Origin of the sequence: Streptomyces sp. NPDC006450 (assembly GCF_040612195.1) — a bacterium.
Taxonomy (GTDB): domain Bacteria; phylum Actinomycetota; class Actinomycetes; order Streptomycetales; family Streptomycetaceae; genus Streptomyces.
On sequence record NZ_JBEXPT010000015.1, the window covers coordinates 36,704 to 60,369 of the forward strand.

Annotated in this window: 20 protein-coding genes; 9 read left to right on the forward strand and 11 right to left on the reverse strand. The window is 72.8% G+C overall.

The features are described 5' to 3' along the window. Positions 1-114: 114 nt before the first annotated feature. The 3 genes from ABZY57_RS08440 to cobS all read right to left on the reverse strand — a co-directional run bounded on the left by ABZY57_RS08440 (position 115) and on the right by cobS (position 5,035). Positions 115-3,246, reverse strand: coding sequence for an efflux RND transporter permease subunit (locus ABZY57_RS08440; protein WP_356509453.1), 3,132 nt, complete (start codon positions 3,244-3,246; stop codon positions 115-117). A gap of 197 nt (positions 3,247-3,443) precedes the next feature. Next, the gene (locus tag ABZY57_RS08445) at positions 3,444-4,160 is read right to left on the reverse strand and encodes a response regulator transcription factor (RefSeq protein WP_356509455.1); all 717 of its coding nucleotides are present in this window, start codon (positions 4,158-4,160) and stop codon (positions 3,444-3,446) included. A 53-nt stretch (positions 4,161-4,213) separates the two neighbouring features. Next, positions 4,214-5,035, reverse strand: a complete 822-nt coding sequence (gene cobS / locus ABZY57_RS08450) for an adenosylcobinamide-GDP ribazoletransferase (protein WP_356509457.1) — start codon at positions 5,033-5,035, stop codon at positions 4,214-4,216. 70 nt (positions 5,036-5,105) lie between these two features. On the opposite strand from cobS, the gene ABZY57_RS08455 reads away from it, so the two are divergent. Beyond that, entirely contained in the window at positions 5,106-5,873 is a 768-nt protein-coding gene (locus ABZY57_RS08455) for a hypothetical protein (protein ID WP_356509459.1), read from the forward strand. Positions 5,874-5,984: 111 nt separating this feature from the next. Here the strand turns inward: ABZY57_RS08455 and ABZY57_RS08460 are convergent, their stop codons facing one another. Together ABZY57_RS08460 and ABZY57_RS08465 are read right to left on the reverse strand one after the other, a co-directional pair. Beyond that, positions 5,985-6,263, reverse strand: coding sequence for a hypothetical protein (locus tag ABZY57_RS08460; RefSeq protein ID WP_356509461.1), 279 nt, complete (start codon positions 6,261-6,263; stop codon positions 5,985-5,987). Positions 6,264-6,276: 13 nt separating this feature from the next. Further along, a complete protein-coding gene (locus ABZY57_RS08465; RefSeq protein WP_356509463.1) occupies positions 6,277-7,071 on the reverse strand; it encodes a PspA/IM30 family protein in 795 nt (264 codons plus the stop codon). Positions 7,072-7,304: 233 nt separating this feature from the next. Between ABZY57_RS08465 and ABZY57_RS08470 the strand changes: the two genes are divergently transcribed. Both ABZY57_RS08470 and ABZY57_RS08475 read left to right on the forward strand, forming a co-directional pair. After that, positions 7,305-7,913: a DUF3043 domain-containing protein gene (locus ABZY57_RS08470; protein ID WP_356509465.1), complete on the forward strand. Its 609-nt coding sequence runs from the start codon at positions 7,305-7,307 to the stop codon at positions 7,911-7,913. Positions 7,914-8,002: 89 nt separating this feature from the next. Beyond that, entirely contained in the window at positions 8,003-8,725 is a 723-nt protein-coding gene (locus ABZY57_RS08475) for a methyltransferase domain-containing protein (RefSeq protein WP_356509503.1), read from the forward strand. Between the two features lie 125 nt (positions 8,726-8,850). On the opposite strand, the gene ABZY57_RS08480 is transcribed toward ABZY57_RS08475, so the two are convergent. Next, a complete protein-coding gene (locus tag ABZY57_RS08480; protein ID WP_250742535.1) occupies positions 8,851-9,063 on the reverse strand; it encodes a hypothetical protein in 213 nt (70 codons plus the stop codon). A 104-nt stretch (positions 9,064-9,167) separates the two neighbouring features. Here ABZY57_RS08480 and ABZY57_RS08485 point away from each other — a divergent pair, with 104 nt between their 5' ends. The 6 genes from ABZY57_RS08485 to ABZY57_RS08510 all read left to right on the forward strand — a co-directional run bounded on the left by ABZY57_RS08485 (position 9,168) and on the right by ABZY57_RS08510 (position 16,696). Continuing rightward, the gene (locus tag ABZY57_RS08485; protein ID WP_356509468.1) at positions 9,168-10,373 is read left to right on the forward strand and encodes a bifunctional adenosylcobinamide kinase/adenosylcobinamide-phosphate guanylyltransferase; all 1,206 of its coding nucleotides are present in this window, start codon (positions 9,168-9,170) and stop codon (positions 10,371-10,373) included. A 74-nt stretch (positions 10,374-10,447) separates the two neighbouring features. Next, positions 10,448-11,509 (forward strand): nicotinate-nucleotide--dimethylbenzimidazole phosphoribosyltransferase, encoded by a 1,062-nt coding sequence (gene cobT, locus ABZY57_RS08490; RefSeq protein WP_356509470.1) that lies wholly within the window; start codon positions 10,448-10,450, stop codon positions 11,507-11,509. Positions 11,510-11,591: 82 nt separating this feature from the next. Further along, positions 11,592-13,565: a phosphatidylglycerol lysyltransferase domain-containing protein gene (locus ABZY57_RS08495; RefSeq protein WP_356509472.1), complete on the forward strand. Its 1,974-nt coding sequence runs from the start codon at positions 11,592-11,594 to the stop codon at positions 13,563-13,565. Further along, positions 13,562-14,299, forward strand: a complete 738-nt coding sequence (locus tag ABZY57_RS08500; RefSeq protein WP_356509474.1) for a hypothetical protein — start codon at positions 13,562-13,564, stop codon at positions 14,297-14,299. The genes ABZY57_RS08495 and ABZY57_RS08500 overlap by 4 nt, the downstream gene beginning before the upstream one ends. A gap of 71 nt (positions 14,300-14,370) precedes the next feature. Continuing rightward, positions 14,371-15,552 (forward strand): histidine kinase, encoded by a 1,182-nt coding sequence (locus ABZY57_RS08505; protein ID WP_356509504.1) that lies wholly within the window; start codon positions 14,371-14,373, stop codon positions 15,550-15,552. Between the two features lie 115 nt (positions 15,553-15,667). Further along, positions 15,668-16,696 carry a hypothetical protein gene (locus tag ABZY57_RS08510; protein ID WP_356509476.1) on the forward strand — a complete coding sequence of 343 codons (1,029 nt, stop codon included), beginning with the start codon at positions 15,668-15,670 and terminating at the stop codon, positions 16,694-16,696. Between the two features lie 18 nt (positions 16,697-16,714). Here ABZY57_RS08510 and ABZY57_RS08515 read toward each other — a convergent pair whose 3' ends face one another. The 5 genes from ABZY57_RS08515 to ABZY57_RS08535 all read right to left on the reverse strand — a co-directional run bounded on the left by ABZY57_RS08515 (position 16,715) and on the right by ABZY57_RS08535 (position 23,619). Next, positions 16,715-17,602 (reverse strand): endo alpha-1,4 polygalactosaminidase, encoded by an 888-nt coding sequence (locus ABZY57_RS08515; protein WP_356509478.1) that lies wholly within the window; start codon positions 17,600-17,602, stop codon positions 16,715-16,717. Beyond that, on the reverse strand, positions 17,599-18,261 hold the full coding sequence (locus ABZY57_RS08520) for a spherulation-specific family 4 protein (protein WP_356509480.1): 663 nt from the start codon (positions 18,259-18,261) through the stop codon (positions 17,599-17,601). Before ABZY57_RS08520 ends, ABZY57_RS08515 begins: the two co-directional genes overlap by 4 nt. A gap of 60 nt (positions 18,262-18,321) precedes the next feature. Next, complete coding sequence (locus ABZY57_RS08525) at positions 18,322-19,920, reverse strand: hypothetical protein (RefSeq protein WP_356509482.1); 1,599 nt, start codon at positions 19,918-19,920, stop codon at positions 18,322-18,324. Further along, on the reverse strand, positions 19,917-21,431 hold the full coding sequence (gene pelF, locus ABZY57_RS08530; protein ID WP_356509484.1) for a GT4 family glycosyltransferase PelF: 1,515 nt from the start codon (positions 21,429-21,431) through the stop codon (positions 19,917-19,919). Before pelF ends, ABZY57_RS08525 begins: the two co-directional genes overlap by 4 nt. A gap of 163 nt (positions 21,432-21,594) precedes the next feature. Continuing rightward, the gene (locus ABZY57_RS08535) at positions 21,595-23,619 is read right to left on the reverse strand and encodes a hypothetical protein (protein ID WP_356509486.1); all 2,025 of its coding nucleotides are present in this window, start codon (positions 23,617-23,619) and stop codon (positions 21,595-21,597) included. Between the last annotated feature and the right edge of the window lie 47 nt (positions 23,620-23,666).

Sequence of the window (23,666 nt, forward strand, 5' to 3'; positions counted from 1 at the left end):
GGCAACGCCCGAAGGGCCGCCCCTCCTGCGAGGGGCGGCCCTTCGGCGTGTACGGGTTCCCGGGGTACGGGTTCCCTGGGTACGGGTTCCCTGGGTACGGGTTCCCCCCGCGGGTCAGACCTTGACCGGGCTCTCGTCCTCCGCCGGGGCGGCCGGGGCCGGGACCACGGTAAGGCGGGCCCTCTTCTTCGCGCTGCGGCGCTCCTTGCGGAGCTCCAGCATCGTGTAGAGGGTCGGCACCAGGAGCAGCGTCAGCAGGGTGGAGCTGATCAGGCCGCCGATGACGACCACCGCGAGCGGCTGCGAGATGAAGCCGCCCTCGCCGGTGACGCCCAGCGCCATCGGGAGCAGCGCGAAGATCGTCGCCAGTGCCGTCATCAGGATCGGGCGCAGACGGTGGCGGCCGCCCTCGACGACCGCCTCGATCACGCCGTAACCCTGGGCCCGGTACTGGTTGACCAGGTCGATCAGGACGATCGCGTTGGTCACGACGATGCCGATGAGCATCAGCATGCCGATCAGCGCCGGGACGCCGAGCGGGGTGCCGGTGACCAGGAGCAGGCCGAGCGCGCCGGTCGCCGCGAAGGGGACGGAGACCAGCAGGATCAGCGGCTGGACGAGCGAGCGGAACGTCGCGACCAGCAGCATGAACACGAGCGCGATGGCCGCGAGCATGGCCAGGCCCAGCTGCGCGAAGGCCTCGCTCTGGTCCTCTCCGACGCCTCCGATGGAGGCCGCGGCGCCCGCGGGCAGGTCCAGGGCCTTGATCTTCGACTGCAGGGTGGAGCTGACGGCGCCGGTGTTGTCGCCGATCGGCTTCGCGCTGATGGTCGCGGCGCGGGCGCCGTCGATCCGGGTCATCGCGACGGGTCCGGGGACCTCCTTGACCTCGGCGATGTCGCCGAGCTTCACCGGGCCGACGGGCAGTGCCTGCAGCTGGGCCAGGGTGGTGGCCGGCTGCGCGGACTTGATGACGATGTCCCGCTCGGTGTCGTCCAGTACGGCCTTGCCCGCCGGGTTGCCGCGTACGGCCTGGCCGACGATGGCGCCGAGCGCTGCCTGGTTCAGGCCGAACTCCGCCGCCTTGGGGGTGGCGGTGACCGAGATCCGGGGCACGGACTGGGACAGGTCGCTCTGGACGTCGGTGACGTCCTCGATCTTCGCCACCTCGGCGCGGACCTGCTCGGCTGCCCGGGCGAGGACGGCCCCGTCACCGGCCTTGACGACGACGCTGAGGTTCTGGCTGCCGAAGCCGTCTCCGGCCGCGATGGTGGTCTCGCCGATGCCGTCGAGCCCCTTCAGGGCGGTCTCGATGTCCTTCTTGGCGCCCTCGGTGTCCTCGGAGCTCTCCAGCGTGACCTGGTACGAGGCCTGGTTGGAGCCCGTACCGCCGCCGAAGGCGGCCATGAAGCCGGAGGAGCCGACGGTGACCTGGTAGTCCTTGACCCCGTCGGTCCCCGAGAGGACCTTCTCGACCTTGCGGCTCGCCTCGTCGGCGGCGGTCAGCGAGGTGCCGGGCGGCAACTGCTGCTTGATGCTGAGGACTTCCTGCTCGCCCTGGTCGAAGAAGTTCGTCTTGAGCAGCGGGGTCATGCCCAGCGTCGCGATGAACACCACGACGGCGACGACCAGGGTGGCGACCCGGCGGCGGGTGACCAGGCCCAGGGCCCGTACGTAGAACTGCTGGAGCTTGCTGCGGGACTCCTTCTCCTCGGCCTCGCGGCGGGCCTTCTCGATGCTCGCCGCGTCCCCCTCGCTGACGCCCTTCGGCGCGCGCAGGAACCAGTACGAGAGCACCGGCACGACCGTCAGGGAGACGAGCAGCGAGGCCAGCAGGGCCGCGGTGACGGTGATGGAGAACGGGCCGAAGAACTGGCCGACCATGCCGCCGACGAAGGCGATCGGCAGGAAGACGGCGACGGTGGTGAGCGTGGAGGAGGTGACCGCGCCGGCCACCTCCTTGACCGCGGTGATGATCGCGCTGCTGCGCTCCTCGCCGTAGCCGAGGTGGCGCTTGATGTTCTCCAGGACCACGATCGAGTCGTCGACGACCCGGCCGATGGCGATGGTGAGGGCGCCCAGCGTCAGCATGTTGAGGGAGAGGTCGCGGGTCCACAACACGATCAGCGCGAGGACGACGGACAGCGGGATGGAGACCGCGGTGACCAGCGTCGAGCGCAGCGAGCCGAGGAAGACCAGGATCACGACGACCGCGAAGACCAGGCCGAGCAGGCCCTCGGTGGTCAGGCCCGAGATGGACTTGGCGACGGCCGGGCCCTGGTCGCTGACCACGGTCAGGTCGGCGCCGGAGCCGAGGGTGGAGCGGAGCTCGGGCAGCTTGTCCTTGACCGCGTCCGAGATGGCGACGGCGCTGCCGTCCTTGTCCATGGTGAGGACCACGGCGAGGCTGGGCTTGCCGTTGGTGCGGGTGAGCGAGTCGGCCCTGGCGGGCTCCTGCTTCACGCCGGCCACGTCGCCGAGGCGGACGGCGGGCTTGCCCGGTCCGGCGGTGAGGCGCAGGTCCTCCAGCTGGGCGAGCGAGGTGTAGCCCGAACCGACGCGCACGGTGCGGTTCTTGCCCGCCTCGTCGAAGGAGCCGGCGGGGATGGTGGCGCCGCCCGCCTGGAGGCCCTGGGCCAGGGCCGCGCCGTCGAGGCCCGCGGCGGCGAGCTTGGTGTCGTCGGGGGTGACCGTGACCTGGAGGTCCTGGACCCCGTCGACGGTGACCTGGCCGACGCCCGCTATGTCCTCCAGCGCGGGGACCACGGACTTGGTCAGCTGGTCGGCCAGTGCCTGCTGGTCCTTGTCGGAGGTGACGGCGAGGACCACGGTCGGGATGTCGTCGGTGGAACCGGCGATCACCTGCGGGTCCACCTCGGCGGGCAGCCGGACGCGGGCCCGGTTGACGGCCTGCTGGACGTCGGCGACGAGCTGCTTGGTGCCGTCGTCGCCGTAGTCGAAGGTCGCCATGATGAGCGCGTTGCCCTCGCTGGCGGTGGAGGTGATGCCGGTGATCCCGTCGACGCCCTTGAGCATGGCTTCGATCGGTTCGACGACCTGCTTCTCCACCACGTCGGGCGAGGCGCCCTGGTACGGCGCGAGCACGGACACCATCGGCAGGTCGATGGAGGGCAGCAATTGCTGCTTGAGCTGCGGGATGGCAATGGCGCCGAAGAGGAGCGCGACGAGCGACACGAGGCCGATCAGCGCCCTTTGGGCGAGGCTGAAGCGGGACAGCCGGAACATGGCTATGGGGATCTCTCTGCAGGGACGCGGGGACGTCGACGAGGCGTGAAGGGGCCGTGCCTTCGGGCACGCGCAGGTCCGCTCAGCCTCTCGTGCGCGCGGGCCCGCCCACGTCGCCCCCAGGTCCCGTCCTTGTCCGTGGCGTACCGCGTCCGCAGTAGGCGGGAGTACTCCGAACTGCTGCGAACCGCCCCGAACTACTCGGCCCTGGGCCGGACCAGTCCCGATTCGTACGCTATGACCACCAATTGCGCCCTGTCCCGGGCGCCGAGCTTGGACATGGCCCGGTTCACGTGGGTCTTGACGGTGAGCGGGCTGACTTCCAGCCGGCGGGCGATCTCGTCGTTGGTCAGGCCCGTCGCCACCAGGACGAGGACCTCGCGCTCGCGTCCGGTCAGCGCGGCGAGGCGCTGTACGTGGGCGGCGCCCGCGGCGGGGGTGGCCCCGTCGCCGCCGCCCTGCGCGAGGAAGGTGGCGATGAGCCCCTTGGTGGCGGCCGGGGAGAGCAGTGCGTCGCCGGCGGCCGCGACGCGGATGGCGTTGAGCAGTTCCTCGGGCTCGGCGCCCTTGCCGAGGAACCCGGAGGCGCCCGCCCGCAGCGCCGCCGCCACGTACTCGTCGACCTCGAAGGTCGTCAGCATCACCACGCGCACGTCGGCCAGTTCAGGGTCGGCGCTGATCAGCCGGGTGGCGGCGAGTCCGTCGGTGCCGGGCATCCGGATGTCCATGAGGACGACGTCGGGCCGCTCCGTGCGCGCGAGTTCGAAGGCCTGCGCCCCGTCGGAGGCCTCCCCGACGACGCACATGTCGGCCTCGGAGTCGACGAGCACCTTGAACGCGCTGCGCAGCAGGGCCTGGTCGTCGGCGAGGAGCACCCGGATGGGCGTCGGGGCCTGGTTCGGGGTCGTGTCCACGCCCTGACCCTACGTCGTCCCGCGCGGCGCGGTCCGGGGCGGGCCCGGTCCAGCTAGCCGAGGGCGAGTACCAGCAGGGCCGTCGTCGCCGAGACCTCGGCCAGGGCTCCGAACACATCGCCCGTGACCCCGTCGAAGCGGCGTACGCAGCGGCGGAGCAGGGCTTCCGCCGCCAGCAGGGCGGCCAGGACCGCCCCCGCGTGCTGCGCGGCGGACGGCAGGCCCAGCGGCAGCGCGGCGGCGGCGGACAGGACCACCGTGAGCGCGGCGACCAAGGTGGCGGTGCGCAGCGGAACGACCCCGGCGACCGCCGCGCCCAGCCCCTCGGGGCGGGCCGGGGGGACCCCGTCGCGGGAGGCCAGGGTCATGGCGAGCCGGGCGGTGACGGCGGCGACCACGGCGGCCAGCGCACCCCGGCTCCAGCTGTCGGCGTACACGTCGGCCAGCGCCGCGACCTGGACCAGCAGCACGAACACCAGCGCCACCACCCCGAAGGGGCCGATGTCGGACTGCTTCATGATGCGCAGTGCGGCCTCGGCCGGCTTGGCGCTGCCCAGTCCGTCCGCGGTGTCGGCGAGGCCGTCCAGGTGCAGGGCGCGGGTCAGGGCCGCCGGTACGGCGACGGTGACGACCGCGGCGAGCAGCGGACCGCCGCCGCACAGCAGCAGGAGCACACCGGGCGCGGCCGCGAGGAGCCCCACGACGAGCCCGGCGAGCGGAGCGCAGGCCATGCCGGTGCGGGCGGCGGGACGGTCCCAGCGGGTGATGCGCGCGGGCAGCACGGTGAGCGTGCCGAAGGCGAAGCGAACCCCGTCGAGCAGGGAGGCCCGGTCCGGGGGCGGGGTCAGGGGCGGGCCGTCGTACGAATCTGTCATCGGCGCGAACGCTACCCGCTCGACGGGACCGGTAAGTTACCGATAACGGCCCAAATCGGGAGGTGGTGGCATGGGTCACTGGTGGTATCGCAACATTGTGGAGCCGGGGAAGCTCCCGCTGCTCCTCGCGCTGGTCGCCTTCGTGCTGTCCTTCCTGGTCACCCGCGTGATCACCCGCATGATCCGGGCGGGCCGGGGGCCCTTCAAGAACGTCACCCCGGGCGGCATGCACATCCACCACGTGGTCCCCGGCGTGATCCTGGTGATCATCGGCGGCTTCGGCGCGATCGGCAGCGCCCGGCACAGCTTCGGGGCGGGCCTGTCGGCCGTGCTCTTCGGGCTGGGCGCGGGCCTGGTGCTGGATGAGTTCGCCCTGATCCTGCACCTGGACGACGTCTACTGGAGCGAGCAGGGGCGCAAGAGCGTGGAGATCGTGGTCCTCACGGCGGCGATCGTGGCACTGGTGCTGGGCGGCTTCCTGCCCTTCGGGGTCAACGACCTCACCGAGGACGAGCGGCACAACCGCGGACTGGTCGCCATGAACACGGCGACCAACTTCTTCCTCGCCCTGATCGCCCTGTGGAAGGGCAAGCCCCGCACCGCGTTCTTCGGCACGGTCATCCCCTTCGTCGCGCTGATCGGCGCGATCCGCCTCGCCCGGCCCGGTTCCCCGTACGCGAAGAAGTTCTACGCGAACCGCCCCAAGGCCCGCGCCAAGGCCGGACTGCGCGCCTTCCACCACGACCGCCGATGGGCCTCGCCGCGGCGCAGGTTCGAGAACTTCATCGGCGGCACGCCCGACCCGGAACTGCAGGCCCCCAAGAAGGAACTGCAGTGACCCGGCGTCCGGCGCGGACGACGGAAGGGCCCGCCCCCGAGGGGGCGGGCCCTTCCGTTCACGTCGTACGGCCGCGTCGCGGCCCGGGACCAGCCGGTACCCGGCCCGGGCTCAGCCCGGAATCAGCCCGTCGTCGCTGAGCATCTCCCGCACCTCGTCCAGCGAGGCGTCGGGGGCGGGCAGGATCAGCTCGGACGGCTCCAGCGCCTCGTCGGGCAGCGGCTCCCCGAGCCGCCGCACGGCGTCGAGCAGCTCTCCCAGGGTGCGTCGGAAGCCCTCCTCGTCACCGCTCTCCATCTCCGCGAGCAGTTCGTCGTCCAGCTTGTTGAGCTCGGCGAAGTGGCTGTCCGCCAGCTCCACCTGCCCTTCCCCCATGATGCGGACAATCATGACGGGCCCCGTCCTACTGCTTGTCGAACCGGTGCTGGGTCTGCGGCTGCTGGCCGGCGCCCTGGGCGCCGCCCTCGATGGCCTGCTGCTGGGCGGCGGTGCCGCCGGCCAGCTCGGCCTTCATCCGCTGGAGCTCCAGCTCCACGTCCGTCCCGCCGGAGAGGCGGTCCAGCTCGGCCTGGATGTCGTCCTTGGAGCCGAGGCCGCTCTGGTCGTCGAGCGCACCGGAGGCGAGCAGCTCGTCGATCGCGCCGGCGCGGGCCTGCAGCTGCGCCGTCTTGTCCTCGGCCCGCTGGATGGCGAGGCCGACGTCGCTCATCTCCTCGGAGATGCCGGAGAAGGACTCGGCGATCCGCGTCTGCGCCTGCGCGGCCGTGTACGTGGCCTTGATGGTCTCCTTCTTCGTGCGGAAGGCGTCCACCTTGGCCTGCAGCCGCTGCGCGGCGAGGGTCAGCTTCTCCTCCTCGCCCTGCAGGGTCTGGTGCTGCACCTCCAGGTCGCTGACCTGCTGCTGCAGCGAGGCGCGGCGGGACAGGGCCTCGCGGGCCAGGTCCTCGCGGCCCAGGGCCAGCGCCTTGCGGCCCTGGTCCTCCAGCTTGCTGGACTGGCCCTGGAGCTGGTTCAGCTGCAGCTCCAGCCGCTTGCGGGAGGTCGCCACGTCGGCGACGCCGCGGCGCACCTTCTGAAGCAGCTCCAGCTGCTTCTGGTACGAGTAGTCGAGGGTCTCGCGCGGGTCCTCGGCCCGGTCCAGGGCCTTGTTCGCCTTCGCGCGGAAGATCATCCCCATACGCTTCATGACACCGCTCATGGGCTTCGCGCGCCCCCTTCTAGACGGACTTCGCTCCAGGTCACCAACAAGACCCACAGTACGGGCCCTGCCTCCATTACCGCACTGTTCGAGCGGGGATGCGCTCCTCCTCCAGGACGACTGCGCGTCCGCCGTGTCAGGCGTAAGGAGTAGGTGCTTCCCTCAGGTAGGACGCCCGCCGTTGCCGGATCGTTCCCCGACGGTATGGGGCCCGTGCCCACAACCACGTACCCTTGGGTTTTGTGTTTGGTAGCCGATCCTCCAAGGAAGAGAAGGACGCCGTCACCGACAAGGTGAGCGCCGACCTCTCGCAGTCCCGTGACCCTCAGGCCCCGAAGGGCCGCCCGACGCCGAAGCGTGCTGTGGCCCAGTCGCAGCGCAAGGCCGTGGTGGCTTCGACCGGCAACCGCAAGGAGGATGCCAAGCGAGCTCGTGAGCGCCGCCGGGTCGAGATGACCAAGCAGCGCGAGGCACTCGCCAATGGCGACGAGCGTTATCTGCCCAACCGCGACAAGGGTCCCGTACGCAGGTACGTCCGCGACTTCGTGGACTCCCGCTTCTCCGTCGCCGAGATGTTCCTGCCGCTGGCCGTGATCATCCTGGTGCTGAGCATGGTGCGGGTGCCGTCCATCCAGAACATCGCGCTCCTGCTGTGGCTCGGCGTGATCGCGCTGATCATCGTCGACTCCATCGGCATGTTCATCCGCCTGCGCAAGGCACTGAACCAGCGCTTCCCGGACGAGCCCAAGCGCGGCGCCGTCGCGTACGGCCTGATGCGCACCCTCCAGATGCGCCGGCTGCGTCTGCCGAAGCCGCAGGTCAAGCGCGGGGAACGGCCCTGAGCCGAGGAACGCCCGGAGCGTTCGGCGGGAGTGGCTTCACGGACGGGGCCCGGCTTTGGCTCGAAGGCCTGAGCGGGCTCCGCAACGTGGTGCGCCAGGAGCTCGTCGGCCGTCAGGTCGACGAGCAGATCGCGCACCGCTTCCCCGTGGGGCAGCGGCTGCGCGTCCTCGACGTCGGCATGGGCCAGGGCACCCAGGCGCTGCGCCTGGCCCGCGCCGGGCACATGGTGACCGGGCTGGAGCAGGATCCGGCCATGCTGGCCGTCGCCCGCGAGGTGCTGGCCGCCGAGCCCCCCGGGATCCGGGACCGCGTCCGCCTCATGGAGGGCGACGGCCGGGAGACCGGTGCGCACTTCCTGCCGGGCAGCTTCGACGTCGTGCTCTGCCACGGCGTCCTCATGTACGTCCCCGAGCCGGACGCCATGCTCGCCGGGCTCGCCCGGATGCTGGCCCCCGGCGGACTGCTGTCCCTGCTGGTGCGCAACGGCGACGCCCTCGCGATGCGACCCGGCCTGCACGGTGACTGGACGGCCGCGCTGGCGGCCTTCGACGGCGTCGACTACACGAACCGGCTGGGCCTGGACGTGCGCGCCGACCGGCTGGCCACGCTGACCGCGACCTTGTCGGGGATCGGCGCCCCGCTGCAGACCTGGTACGGCGTACGCGTCTTCACCGACGGCACCGAGGCCGGGGACCAGCTCCCCGCCGACGCGGAGCTGGAGGGGCTGCTCGCCGCCGAGGACCGCGCCGGGCGGACCGACCCCTACCGCGGGGTCGCCGCGCTGCTGCACCTGTGCGGCGTACGGGGCTGAGCACCCGAGCCGCCCTGGACACGGCGGAGCCCGGACCCCTGAGGGGTCCGGGCTCTCGCGTACCCGGTCGGCGCGCCAGCACCGGTCGGTACCGGTCGGTACCGGTCAGCGCTGGTCAGTGCTCGTCAGAGTTCCGCGGCCTCGCGCAGGCTCATCGTGTAGAGCTGGACCCCGTTGTCGTCGGACAGCTTCACCTGTTCGGTACCGCCCTCCAGCAGGTCCTTCCAGTACTCGCCGATCCAGGATTCGGCGTCCCCCTGCGTGGTGAACTCCTCCGGCACCACCGACGGGCTCGTCTCACTGCCGTCGGCCGTCTCGAACCGCCACGTCCACGCCATGTCCGCCTCCGTTGCTCGTCCGCTTCTCACACGCTTCTCGCCTTGAGTGTGCCCGCAGACTAACCGGGCGCGCAGCAGTCCCGGCGACGCGGGAGGATCATCCTGTGGAACTCACTCTGCTCGGCACCGGCACACCCGAAGGACTGCCCCGCCCCGGCTGTCCCTGCGCGGCCTGCGCGCTCTCCGTGGGGCCCCGCGCGCGCGCCGCCACCTCCGTGCTCGTGGACGGGGCGCTGCTGCTGGACCTGACCCCCGGGGCGGTGCTCGCGGGCGCCCGGGCGGGGCATTCGCTGGCCGCCGTACGGCAGGTCCTGCTGACCCACCCGCACGACGGCCCCGCCGTGGAGCTGCCGCCGGGGCTGCCGACGGCCGGGCGGGTGCCGGACGGGCGGGAGCTCGCGGTGATCTCCGGGCACCGGGTGCGGGCCGTGCCGATGGACGCGCCGGGCACCGGGTACGAGGTGACCGGGCCCGACGGCGCCCGGATGCTGTACCTGCCGCCGGGCGGGGCCCCGGCCGGGACCTCGGGTTCCAGCGGGCGGCGCGCGTACGACGTGGTCCTCGCGGACGTGCTCGGCCGGCCGGAGGCCCTGGCGCGGCTGCGGGCCAGCGGGGCGGTGGGCCCGGCGACGGACGTGATCGCCGTCCACCTGGACCACGACACCCCGCCGGGAGCGGAACTGGAGCGCCGGTGCGCGGCCGCGGGCGCGCGGACGGTGGCGGACGGGACCACGGTGGCGGCCGGGGAATACCGCCCGGCGCCGGAGGTGCCGCGGCGGACCCTGGTCCTGGGCGGGGCCCGGTCGGGCAAGTCGTACGAGGCCGAGCGCCGGCTGACCGGCTACCCGGAGGTCGTCTACGTGGCCACGGGCGGTACGCGCGAGGGCGATGCGGAATGGGCCGCGCGGGTCGGGCTCCACCGCGAGCGCAGGGCCGCGTCCTGGCGGACGGTGGAGACCTGCGATCTGGTGCCGCTGCTGGAGCAGGAGGGCCCGGCGCTGCTCATCGACTGCCTGGCGCTGTGGCTCACGGACGCGATGGACCGGGTCGGCGCCTGGGACGACGCGGTGTGGGCGGACAAGGGCGCGGCGGAGCTGCGGGAGCGGACCGCGTCGCTCGTGGCCGCCGTCCGCGCGACCCGCAGGCCGGTGGTGCTGGTCAGCAACGAGGTCGGCTCGGGCGTGGTCCCCGCGACCGCGTCGGGGCGCCGGTTCCGGGACGAGCTGGGGCGGCTGAACGCGGGGGTCGCCGGGGAGTGCGAGCACGTCCTGCTGGTGGTGGCGGGGCAGGCGCTGGTCCTGAGGCAGTAGCCGCGGGGACCGGCAACGCAGCGCGGCGCACGGACCGTTCGGGCACCGCGGGGGGCCGCTGTACCCTCTGGCAAATGACCACGCTGAATCTCGACGACTTCTCCGATCTGATCGAGCGCCCCGACGGGGGCGTCCGGCGTGACGCCGAGGAACGCCGTGAACGGCTGGCCGTGCCGGTCGGGGCGCTGGGGCGGCTCGACGAACTCGCCGAGTGGCTCGCCGCCGCGCAGGGACAGGTGCCGGTCAAGCCGATCGAGCGGCCCCGCGTCGTCCTGTTCGCCGCCGACCACGGGGTGGCCTCCGAGGGGGTCTCCGTGCGTCCGGCCGGCAGCGCCCACGAGCTGGTGCGGGCCGTCCTGGACGGCCGGAGCCCGGTGGCGGTCCTGGCCGGGCGGCTCGGCGCCTCCGTACGGATCGTGGACGCGGGCCTGGCGTGCGATCCGGCACTGCTGCCGGAGGAGATCACCCGGCACCGGATCCGCAGCGGCAGCGGGCGGATCGACGTGGAGGACGCGCTCACCGCCGAGGAGGCCGCCGACGCGCTGCGGCTCGGCATCCGGATCGCCGACGAGGAGGCCGACTCCGGGACCGATCTGGTCGTCCTCGGCGACCTGAGCGTCGGCGGGACCACCGTCGCCGCGACCCTCGTCGCCGCCCTGTGCGGCACGGACGCCTCCGTGGTCACCGGCCGCGGCGGCATGCCGATCGACGACCTGACCTGGATGCGCAAGTGCGCGGCGATCCGCGACGCGTTGCGACGCGCCCGGCCCGTCCTCGGGGATCAGGTCGCGCTGCTCGCCGCCGTCGGCGGCGCCGACGTCGCCGCGATCACCGGCTTCCTGCTCCAGTGCGCGGTGCGCCGTACCCCCGTGATCCTCGACGGGGTCGTCTCGGCCGCCTGCGGGCTGGTGGCCCAGCGGGCGGCTTTCCGGTCCCCGGACTGGTGGCTGGCCGGACAGGCCAGCGGGGAGCCCGGCCAGGCGAAGGCACTGGACCGGATGGCACTCAACCCCGTGCTCGACCACGGCGTCACTGTGGGAGAAGGAACCGGGGCGCTGCTGGCTCTTCCCCTCGTCCAGGCGGCCGCCGCACTCGCGGCGGAACTCCCCGAACGAGCGGCCGAGCCCACCGAATGAGTCGCCGGAGCCCGCGGTCCTGACCAGGCCGCGGCACTCCGCACGTCAGCACGGACCGCGATGCCCCATATCATCGCTTTTTATGGGAGAGGTCCGTTTGACCAGCGCAGAGACCGATCGGAAGACCGACCGAGGAACCGGTGGGGATCCGGACGGCAGAAACAATCCGGGGGGCGGGCGGGGGAACGCCCAGGCGAGCGCCCAGGGGAACACCAAGGGAGCCGCACAGGGCGCCGCACCGGCCGGCCAGGTGAACGGCCGGGAATCCGGCCGCGAATCCGGCCGGGGAAGCGTCCGCTCGCGGCGCAGCGCCGCCTTCGCGGTGTGGTACCTGCGTGCCGTCACCTTCGTCAACTTGCTCAGCGCGGTGTGGTTCTCGCTCGGCCAGGACCTGCGCCGGCACAGCACCGCCGATTTCTACACGCCGTACCTGCTCACGGCGGGCTTCGCCTCCGCGGCGTTCTCGCTGCTGCTCACCGTCACCATGGGCCGCCGCAAACGCGCGGCCTGGATCCTGAACCTCGTGCTCAGCGGGCTGCTCCTGGCGGCCTTCTCGATGGCCGCCGTCGCCTCCTTCACCCCGTGCTCGGGGGGCTCGTACGAGTTCTGCTATCCGGAGTTCCGCGTCCATCCCCAGAACTGGGTGGCCTTCGGGCTGACCGCGCTCTTCGTCGGCGCCCTCCTGCTGGGACGCCGGGAGTTCTACGCCAAGGGCGACCGCTCCAACCCGCTGCTGGCCAGCCTGGTCGCCTCCGTCGGCCTGCTGGTGACCTCGCTGGTGGCCGCCCTGCTCGTCGGCGCGACCAACACCGACCCGGACGCCGCGGACGCCACGTTCCTGGCCCGCTGGCGGTACGGCGTCATGCGTCTGGTCACCCTGGCTCCGGACGACAAGGCGTACAACACGATCACCACCCCGGGCTGGGTGGACGTGACGATCAACGTCATGTCGACGCTGCTGCTGCTCGCCGTGCTGTTCGCGGCCTTCCGCTCGCGCCGCGCCGTGGACCCGATCGGCGAGGAGGACGAGGAGAAGCTGCGCCTGCTGCTCGCCCGGCACGGCGACCGCGACTCGCTCGGGTACTTCGCGCTGCGCCGCGAGAAGTCCGTCATCTGGTCCCCGACCGGCAAGGCCGCGGTCACCTACCGCGTCGTCGGCGGGGTCTCCCTGGCCTCCGGCGACCCGATCGGCGACCCCGAGGCCTGGCCCGGCGCCATCGAGCCCTGGCTGGCCGAGGCCCGCGAGCACGGCTGGGTCCCCGCCGTGATGGGCGCGAGCGAGGAGGCCGGGCAGATCTACGCCCGGCACGGACTGGACGCGCTGGAACTGGGCGACGAGGCCATCGTCGAGACCGACGAGTTCACCCTGGAGGGCCGGGCCATGCGCACCGTCCGCCAGGCGTACAACCGGGTCAAGCGGGCCGGGTACACCGTCCGCATCCGCCGCCACGCCGACATCCCGGCCGAGGAGATGGACGTACTCCTGCTGCGCGCCGACGACTGGCGCGACGGCGCGACCGAGCGCGGCTTCTCGATGGCGCTGGGCCGGCTGGGCGACCCCGACGACGGCCAGTGCGTGATGCTGGAGTGCTTCGACGGAGACGGCGAGCTGCGCGCCGTCCTGTCCTTCGTGCCCTGGGGCCCCAAAGGCCTGTCGCTGGACCTGATGCGCCGTGACCGGGATTCCGAGAACGGCCTGATGGAGTTCATGGTCATCGAACTCCTGGAGCGTGCCAAGGAGATCGGGGTCACCCAGGTCTCGCTCAACTTCGCGATGTTCCGGTCCGTCTTCGAGCGCGGGTCGAAGCTCGGCGCCGGCCCGGTGCTGCGTCTGTGGCGCTCTCTGCTGAGCTTCTTCTCCCGCTGGTGGCAGATCGAGTCCCTCTACCGGGCCAACGCCAAATACAGGCCGATCTGGGAACCGCGGTTCATGCTCTTCGAGAAGAGTTCGGACCTCCTGCGGATCGGGATCGCGGCGGGCCGGGCCGAGGGCTTCCTGGAAGCACCCGGGCTGCCGAAGTGGATGCACCGCAGACATCTGGAGAGCAAGCGTTGACCACTGCCTCCCTGCGGCGGTTTGCCCGCCGCGAGTGGGGGCCCCTGTACCGGACGGTCCGGGACGCGCTCGTCCGCGACACGTGGCGGGCGATCCCGATGACCCTCGGCGCGGTCTGCCTGACTGCGGTCTTCCAGATCGTGCAGCAGACCTCTTGGGGCTTCCAGCCGGTGCAGGACCTCGGGTCGGTCAAGGCCGTCGACCCGCTCTGGCTGGCCCTGCTGCGGACCCCGCTGTCGCTGTTCGTCCCGGCGCTGGACCTGCCGGTGTGGGGTGCGCTCGCGCAGATCCTGCTCGTCTTCGGGATCTCGGAGATCTGCATCGGCTGGTGGCGGACGCTGGTCATCGGCTACGTGGCCACCCTGGCCGGGACCACCTACGCGCGGATCGGGCTCTCGCTGGGCCCGGACCACCCCTTCGGTCTGCCCGCGTCGGACAGGATCGTCAACGACACCGGGCCCTCGGCGGCGGTGGTCGGGCTCGCCGTGTACGTCTGCTGGCGCTACCGGGCGTACCTGACAGGCGCCGTCGTGATCCTGGTCATGGTCGGCGAACTGGTCTTCAAGGACAACCTGGCGGGCAAGGAACACCTGGCCGCCATCGCCTCGGTGATGCTGCTCTGCCTGGTCCGCGCCCGGTGGGGCCCGGAGCGCTCCCGCGCCCCGCTGGGGCGGCCCCCGGCGGGGACCCCACCCGCGGCGCCGCCCCCACCCGCAGCGCCGCCCCGGGTCTGAGAACGCGTGCGGGGCCGTACCGTATCGGGGTGACGACACACCTCGGGCCGCTCGCCCCCACGCGGCAGTGGATGCGGGACCATCCGCTGGCCACCGACGCCGTACTGGCGCTCGGGGCGCTCGTCGCCATGGTCGTCGGGTCCTTCGCCGACCCGCACGGGGAGCACGGTCCGACCTTCGGAACCCGTACCCCCGAGCCGTTCTCGCTGGTCCTCATGGTGCTCGGCGCGGGCGCCCTGGTGCTGCGCAGGCGGCGGCCGCGCGCGGTGCTGGCCGTGACCATCGGGCTGTCCCTGCTGGAGCTGACCACCGGGGAGCCGCGGGCGCCCGTCGCCATGTGCACGGTCATCGCCCTGTACACGGTGGCCTCCCGCACCGACCGGCCCACCACCTGGAAGCTCGGCCTGATCACCATGGCCGGGCTGACGGGCGTGGCCATGCTGGCCGGACCGCTGCCCTGGTACGCGCAGGAGAACCTCGGCATCTTCGCCTGGACCGGCATGGCCGCGGCCGCCGGGGACGCGGTGCGCAGCCGGCGGGCGTTCATCGACGCCATCCAGGAGCGGGCCGAGCGCGCCGAGCGGACCCGCGAGGAGGAGGCCCGGCGCCGGGTCGCCGAGGAGCGGCTGCGGATCGCCCGGGACCTCCACGACGTGGTGGCCCATCACATCGCCCTGGTCAACGTGCAGGCGGGGGTGGCCGCGCACGTCATGGACAAGCGCCCGGACCAGGCCAAGGAGGCCCTGTCGCACGTACGGGACGCCAGCCGCTCGGCCCTGAACGAGCTGCGGGCGACCGTCGGTCTGCTGCGCCAGTCCGGCGACCCGGAGGCGCCGACGGAACCGGCGCCCGGTCTGGCGGTCCTCGACGACCTGGTGGGCACCTTCCGGCACGCCGGGCTCCCGGTGAAGGTGATGGTCCAGCTGGGTCCGGCCGCCGCGGCCGCGCTTCCCGCCGCGGTGGACCTGGCGGCATACCGGGTGATCCAGGAGGCGCTGACCAACGTCCGCAAGCACGCGGGCCCGGGGGCCGGCGCCGAGGTCAGCGTGGTGCGGGTGGGCGGCTCGGTGGAGGTGACCGTGCTGGACGACGGCGGCTCCGCGCCGGACCCCTCGCCTGAGCCCCGCGATCCCGGTGGCGGGCACGGCCTGCTCGGCATGCGCGAGCGGGCCGTGGCCCTGGGCGGCTCCTGCTTCGCCGGCCCCCGCTTCGGGGGCGGCTACCGGGTGCACGCGATCCTCCCGGTGGGCTGAGCGCTCCCGGCCGTTCTCGATTTGGCTTGCCACCACACCTGACAAAACTGCAACTCCCGTACAGACTTGCAGAGTTGGTGCGACTCGAGGCGAGCCGATGTCCGGGGGGACGGCCATGGCGATGGATCTGGCAGCAGCAGCGGTGGAAGCGGTGGCACGGGCGGCGAACGCCGCGGTGGCCGGCGCCTCGGGTGCGGCCGGCGCCGCCGCCGGGGGCATGATCGTGGACCTGGTGCGGGGCAGACTGGGCGCCGTGAGCCAGGGCGCCGAGGCCGTGGCCGCGGTCGAGCTGTCACCGGACGATCCGGACGCCCGTGCGCGGCTGCACGAAAAGCTCGCGGCGGTGCTCGCCGAGGACCCCGCGTTCGCCGCGTACCTGGCGAGCGTGGTGGCGCCGCCCCCGCCGGCGGCGCCGCCCAGCCTCGTCGGAAGCATCAACATCGACCGCAACGGCCGGGCCCGGGGCACCTTCGTACTCGGGGACCAGGCGGTCACCAAGATCCGCCAGGGCAGCCCGGGTGCGCTCGCAGGCCTCGTCCTGATCGCCGCACTGCTGGTCACGGCCATCTACGGGCTCGGCCGGCTGGTCACGGACGACGACGGGCGGGCGCCCGGCGGAAGCGGCGGAGGCGGGCGCCAGGTCAAGGTGCTCGACGACCCGGCGGTGGTCTCGTCCGTCGTGCCCGACCTCCACAGCATGCCGACCGGCTGGACCACCCGCTCCACGGACTCCCTCAAGTCCGGCGCCGACGCCTGCCCGGAGGCCACGGACTGCAAGGGGGTGCTGCACACGGCCCAGGCATCGTTCCGCAACCCCTTCGACCAGTCGGCGTCCTTCGCGGTGATCGCCTGCGCCTCCGCCGCCGACGCGCAACGCGTCTACGAGGACATCGCCAGGAAGAGCCTGGGGAGCGGCAGCCCGCTGGCCATGCCGGCGCTCGGCGACCAGTCGTCCGCCGCCGAGATGTCGAAGGGGCAGGGCCTGGCACTCGCCCGTGTCGGCACCACCGTCGTCTACGTGTCCGAGAAGGGCAGCAACGACGACTACGAGGTCGAAACCCTGCAGGCGCTCGCACAGATGGCGGCGCAGCGAGCCCAGGAGGCCCAGGACGGCCTCACCCCCACCGCCCGGGCGACCCTGTGAGCCGCTGGATGCCGGACGCTACGGCTTCCGGACCTGATCACACGTCCTGCGCCAGGCGCCCAGGTCGTATTTCTTCTCCAGCGAGCTGAGCTTCAGCGCGGTCGTACCGGCGCAGAACCGGCTCGCCGGGAGCTCGTACTCCACGTGGAAGACCGCCTTGCCCGCCGCGATGAAGGGGGTCAGCCGTCCGCACTCGTCGTACTGGGCGCACTGCTCGTTGACGGCGAAGTCGAAGTCCCCCACCAGTTCCGGGATCTGGTCCAGGTCGTTCTTGAGCCCGACCGACAGTCCCCGGTCGTGCGCGAGCCGCACGATCAGCCGGTTGTAGTTCAGCTGGTCGCCGGCGGTGAGCGGGAAGCCGGACGTGTTGCGGTAGGCGTCCATGTTGTCCGGTTCCACCGCGTCGAAGCCCTTGTCCCGGCACATGTCGAACCGTTTGGCGATGAGCGGTTCCAGTTCCGCGAGCCGGCGGATGTCGAGCCAGCGCTCGCCCTCCCAGCCGTTGCCCTCCCCGCGCATCGACGGCGGGAAGGCCCCGGCGTCGGGCCGGAAGTCCTCCCAGGCGCCGGTGGAGAGGTAGCAGATGGTCCGCCGGCCGGCGGCCTTCAGCTCGGCTACCTGCTCCTTGGTGGTGGTGAAGCCGTCGATGTCGTAGACCGCCGCCTTCACCGAGGTGTCGAGCTTCCCGGTGATCTGCCACTGCCAGCTGACCCCGGGCGCCGGCTGCCAGCGCTCCCCCGGCGCGGGGGCGGGCGAGAGGTCGTCGGGCCGGTCCTCCTCGTCGTGGTCCGGCCCGGAGGTGCAGGCCGCGAGCAGCAGGACGGCTGCGACACCGTGGACCAGCAGGCGGCGGGTCGACGAGCGGCCGGACGGGCGGGTGGACGGGCGGGTGGACGGGCGTCTCATCCGGCGGCCTCCAGGGCGTACGGCAGGGTCCCCCACGGGTGCGCGCCGGTCCCCGGGACCGCACAGTGCACCCCCGCCCCCCGCTGGGCCGCGAGCCGCTCGGCGAGTTCGGCGGCCGGGGCGCCCGGCGGGACGGCGTAGACGAGGTGGCAGAACCGGTGGGCGGGATGGTCCGCCGTCCACGGGGGAACGGCGGCCGCGTCGCGGTAGGCGTCCCAGGGCCCCTCGAAGGTGACGAGCAGGTCGGCGAGTTCGGCGTAGCCCGGGTGCGGGTGCACTCCGTGGTTGAGGGCCACGGTACGGGCCCCGGCGGCCCGCGCCGCGACGACGAGCCGCTGGTAGTGCGGCAGGAACTCCGGGCCGGACGCGGCCTGGTCCAGGAAGGTCCCGTCGGTGCCGTACCAGTCGCGGTGGCGCAGCAGGTCCTGGACCACGGCGGAGTGCGGGCGGCGCCCGTAGTCGGTGTCGGCGTACCCCAGGACGGGCACCCCGGCCTGGCGTAACCGTGTCGCGACGGCGGCGAACCGCTCGTCGGGGGCCTCGCCCGGCCCGCTGGCGGGGTTGAGCACCACGGAGTGCAGCCGGCCCGCGGAGCGGATGAGCCGCTCCCAGTACTCGGGGCGGTCGGCGGGGTGCTCGTAGAGGGGCACCAGGAGCATGAGGTCCTTCTTCTCGTACGGGGTCACGTGCGTCGGCGGCGGTGGGCGGGGACGGCGGGGTCAGCGGTGGGCCGTCGCGCGGCCGAGCAGCAGGCAGACGAGCGTGCCCAGCGCGAGCGCCGCGGCTCCGGCGACGGCCAGTTGCACGGCGCGCGGCTGGCCGAGCCCCAGCAGCAGGGCCAGGCTCTGCGCGACGGCGGCCGAGGCGCAGACCACCGCGGCGGGCCGGACCGCCCCGAAGGACTGCAGGAGCAGCCCGGTCCACATCACGGCCCCGAGCAGCAGCAGGGTGGCGACCCGGACCCCGGTCAGACCGGGCGCGCCGGGCCAGAGCAGGGTTCCGGTGAGGCCGAGGGCCAGCAGCACCGCCAGGTAGACGGCGAGGCACCGGGCCAGGGTGGAGAGCATCCGCAGCCAGAACTGCCGGGGCGAGCGTGCCGCGCGCAGCCCGGCGAGACTGCCGCTGCGGAACCGGTGGAGCAGCCATTCGGCGGGGCCCATGCTGAGGGTGAGGGCCACCGCCGAGGGGGCCGCGACCGCCTCGGCGGGGCCGCCGGCGAGCACCTCCCCCAGGGCGGCGTACAGCACGAGCAGGCCGGTGCCCAGGCCGAACACCCCGTACGGGACGGAGTCCCCGAGCCGGGGTCCGCGCGGCGCGTGCTCCTCCTCGGCGCCGCGCAGCATCTGCCAGCGCACCTGGCCGCGTTCGCCCGGCCGGTGCTCCGTCCAGCCGCGGACCCGGGTCGCGAGGGCCCGTAGGCCGTCGGCCAGCGGCAGTTCCCGTGCGGCGAGGCCGCAGGCGGCCAGGAGGGAGGCCGTCAGCAGGACCACCCGGACCGGGACGGGCAGTTCCAGGACGAGGGAGAGCAGCGCCCCGGCGGCCATCGGTGCGAGCGCGGCCAGCAGCAGCCGCTCCCGCCCGAGGACGAGCAGCACGGTGGCGGCCCCGACGTACAGGGCCTGGCCTGCGGCGAAGGCGTAGGAGAAGGGGGGCCCGCCGGGTACCGCCAGGGCGGCGGCGGTACCCAGGAGGGCCCCCGCGGGGGCGCCGGCGAGCAGGGTCCGCCCGGCGGCGGCCCGGTCGCCGAGACCGAGCCAGGAGTACGCCCGGTGGGACAGGGTCTGGTCCCAGACCCAGCCGATGAGCGCCCCGGCGAGCAGGGTGAGCGTCCCGGCGGGCAGCCCCAGCCGGTCCTGGGGTCCCTCCAGCAGGGGTGCGCCCAGCAGGTAGGCGAGCCCGGGCAGCGCGAAGATCACCCCGCGCAGGAGGCAGGCGGTGAGCGGGACCTTCCACGGGTCGGGGACCCGGTCGGGCTCCGGGAAGGAGCGCGGCACCCGGGCGTAGAGCTCCTCGGCGAGACCGAAGGAGTCCTGGCGCCCGTAGGTGAGGCGGATGTGCTCGTCGGTCATCCCGTCGGATTCCAGGACGGCGGCGATCTCGTCGGGGTGGACGGCGGCGGCGATGAACACGTCGAGGCGCTCGGCGAGTTCGTCCATCGGGTCGGCGGCCGGTCCCGCGCGGCGCGGCCGGGGGATGCCGGGCAGGGCGTCGGCCGCGTCCGCGGCGGGCGCCGTACCGCGCCCGGCGGACGCGGCGTGGCCGACGGGCACCCAGGTCCCGTCCGGGCCGGGCGGCTTGAGCCACAGGGATCCGCTCACCACAGGCTCCCGTCGGCGGCGAGTTCCTTGTACCAGGGGTCGGCGAGGCGCTGGGTCCACTCGTCGCCCACGTGGACGGGCAGCACGGGCTGGCCGGCGAGCTCGCGGTAGATGTGGCGGAAGCCGTCCACGGACTGGTGGAGCGTGAACTTCTCCACCACCCGCTTGCGCGACATCCGGCCGAGTTCCGCGCGGCGTTCGTCGTCGCGGAGCAGGGCGAGGGTGGCGCGGGCCATGGTCTCGGGCTCGCGAGGCGGGACGACGAGGCCGGTGTCGCCGACGGCCTCGCGGACCCCGCCCACGTCGGTGGAGACGGTGGTGCGGCCGCAGGACATGGCCTCGATGATGGAGAAGGGGAAGCCCTCGCTGATGGAGGAGAGCATCACGACGGAGCCGGCCGCGTAGGCCTGCGCGACCTTGTCGATGCGGCCCTCGTAGGAGATCCCGTCGCTCACCCCCAGCTCGGCGGCGAGCTTCTCCAGCGTGAGCTTGTACTCCTCGCAGCCCGCCGGGACCGGACCGAAGAGGCGCAGACGCAGGGCGGGGAGCTCCTCGCGCATGAACGCGTAGGCGCGGATGAGGGTTTCGAGGTCCTTGATGGGGTCGATGCGGCCGCACCAGCTGAGGGTGGGGACCTCCGGTTCGGGACCGGCTTCGGGGAAGGCGTGCGGGTCGACGCCGTTGTAGACGGTGCGGATCCGCTCGGAGTCGGCGCCCCCGCGCTCCTCCCAGCGGCGGTTGTACTGGTTGCAGGGGGTGATCAGGTCGGCCTGGCGGTAGCCCTCGGTGTTGAGCTCGCGGTAGAAGCCGAGCATGAGGGCCTTGACGGGCCAGCGCTGTTCGGCGCTGCGGTAGCCGAGGTAGCGCTCGCGGAGGTAGATGCCGTGCTCGGTGAGGAGGAAGGGCACCTGGTCGAGGTACTTGGCGGCGAGCGCCGGGAGGGTGGCCAGTCCGCTGCTGACGGCGTGCGCGACGCTGTCGGGCGGGATCCGCACGGACAGCGGGCGCAGTGCGTGTTCCAGCAGGTCGGTGGCGGTGAGCGCGTCGTGGATGGTGGGCTCGGCGGCGGCGGTGACCAGGCCGGGGCGGGTCCAGACGGTCATCAGCAGGCGCAGCACCGATTCGGAGCGCAGGGCCGCGGCGAGCCGCCCGGAGCGGGCCAGCAGGGCCAGCTCGCGCAGGGAATCGGAGAATCCGCCGCGCGCGGGGTCGAGCAGGGAGAGCAGGAAGGTCTCGTAGGTCTCGGCGAATCCGCGCCGGGCCCTGCCCCGCAGACCGGAGCGGAGTCTGCGGGCCGGCGGTGCGCCCCAGAGGGGAACGCTGGTGTGGCGGTAGACGTTGCGCGGCAACTCCCAGGTGACCGGCTCACGTCCGGAGCCGGTCAGGGCTATGACGTTGAAGTCGACCTCCGGCATGCCGCGGACCAGTTGGTCGCACCACGTGCTGACGCCCCCGTGGACGTGCGGGTAGGTGCCTTCGGTGAGCATGGTGACATGGCGCCCATGGCTCATGCGGTGTGTCCCCCCAAGGACGGAAAAGGGGCCGGCGCCCGTGGTTCGCGGAGCGCCGGCGCTAGGTGGTACGCGTGGCTGTCTTGGTGCGTGCCCGGGATGGCCGGGGCGGGTGGCGCGGCGGAGCGGGTGGAGCGTCAGGGCATCCGCGGCATCCGCACCGTCAGGGCATGTTCAGCGTGACGGCGCTCTGGAGCAGCTCGGGAGCCGTCCAGGTGGAGCGGGAGCCGGCGTAGGCGGTACCGAAGTCCGCCGTGCCCAGCAGGAGCTGCTTCCTGGTGCCCGTGGGCGCGGTGACCGGGGCCACGACTCCGGAGGGCGTCTTGACGGTGACGACCTTGCCGATGCGGTAGGCGGTGACCTGGTTGGCGGCGACCGCCGCGTTCCAGGCCGCGCGGCGCTGGAGCTCCACCCCGGTGTCCTTCATGCTCTGGTTCACGATCGGCGCGGAGGGCGCGTAGAGGGTGCGGTAGGTGTCGAGCACCTGGTTCAGCACCGGGTAGAGCGTGCGGTCCTCGGCGAGGTTGGACTGGTGGACGTAGTGCGGGCGCGGGTCGTTGTTCAGGACGTGCCGCATGGCGGTCCTGGCCTCGGCCGGGACGATGTGGTCCAGGTAGCCCGTCTGGGCGTCGAGGGGGGCCGGCAGACAGGTGGAGGTGCCGGGGTTGTCCTCGCAGATGCCGCTGCCGCCGTCGGCCCGACTGGTGTAGATCCAGTTGTACTCGTCGGCCATCTCGGCGTTGGTGCCCGTGTTGTAGTACACGTTCATCGGGTGCCGGGGGACGGTCAGCGCGGCGCCGACCGCCCGCTGTGCGGGCTCGCGGGAGTTGTCGCTGCCCGCCCATTTCACGCCGTTGTCGGCGAGCGCGCCGGCCAGGTTGGGGTTGTCCTGGGCCTGCTGCGGGTCGGTCTTCAGGCCCGAGTGCTCGCCGGTGACGAGTTCGGTCCGGTCGATGGCGATGCCCTTGGAGGCCGCCCAGTTGTTGTTGTCGCGGATCTGCGCCGAGATCTCGGCGCGGCTCATCCAGTTGACGGCGCCCTGGGCGTTCTTCGTGCAGGTCCACGGGACGGTGGTGGTGTCCTGGACGCAGCCGAGGAAGGGGTGGGTGTAGGTGTGGTTCATCCACCGGTACTTCGCCCGGTCGGCGACGAGCTGCGCGGTCAGGGCGTCGACGCCGCCGTGCTCCGCCTTCCACTCCTCACCGGCGCCGCCGTTGAAGAGCATGTCGAGCTTGAAGTTCTTGGACGTCTGCCACTGCGCCGCGTACACGGCGTCGGCGGCCGTCATCCGGATCGTGGACTCCTGGCCCTCGCCGCCGGCGCAGGCGTAGTCGCCCGGGGTGCAGTTGAGCTCCTTGTTCCAGCGGGCGTCCGGGGCGAAGACGTCGTCGACGTGGACCGCGAAGTAGTTGCGCTCCTGCCCGAGGTGGACGCCCTGGGTCATCCACTCGACGATGCCCCGGGCCAGCAGCCGGAACTGCTGCTGGTGCTGGTTGTAGCCGAAGGTGACGACCAGTTCGCTGCGCCCGTCGTGCGTGTACTCGCCCACGAGCGAGGCCCGTCCGGAGCCGACCGGGGCGTCAAGGTAGCTGGTGTAGCCCGTCCGCGGCTTGGCCATGTACCCGTAGCTCTCGGGGATCAGCGGCGAGTTGTCCTCGAAGGCCACCTGTCCCCCGAGGTAGGCGAAGGGGCCCGCCTTGCCGGCGGCGGTGATGTCGGCCCGGGTGCCGTCGAGGGTGCCGCTGTAGCCGCCGTTGTCGGTGTATTCCAAGCCGACGCCCGGGTGGGCCCAGGTGTACGCGTCGACCTGGCGGATCCCGTACGCCGTCTCGTACGCGGTGAGCGCGGCCATCTCGGCCGAGCCCGCCCCGAACGGGTTCTCGTTCGGGAGCACGACGCTCTGGAACTTGGCGCGCGGCCGCCCGTCGACCGTGTCCGCGAGGAACGCCGCGTTGACGACCGGACGGCTCCCGCTGCCCAGGTCGATGCGGGTGTACGGAACTCCTGTGTCGCGGAGCTCCGCCGTGATCGCCTCGACGGAACTCCCGCCGTCGTCGACGACGAGGACCCTCAGGTCGACCCTTGGAGTGACCGCCGCCTGCGCGGCCGCTCCGGGTACCGCGACGGATGCTATGGCGGCCGCGAGGCAGACTGCGGCGACCCTGTTCATCCGGTTCTTGTGGACCATTTCGGCCTTTCCCCCCGCAGATCCTCGACTTCGGCCTGTGGCGTTGG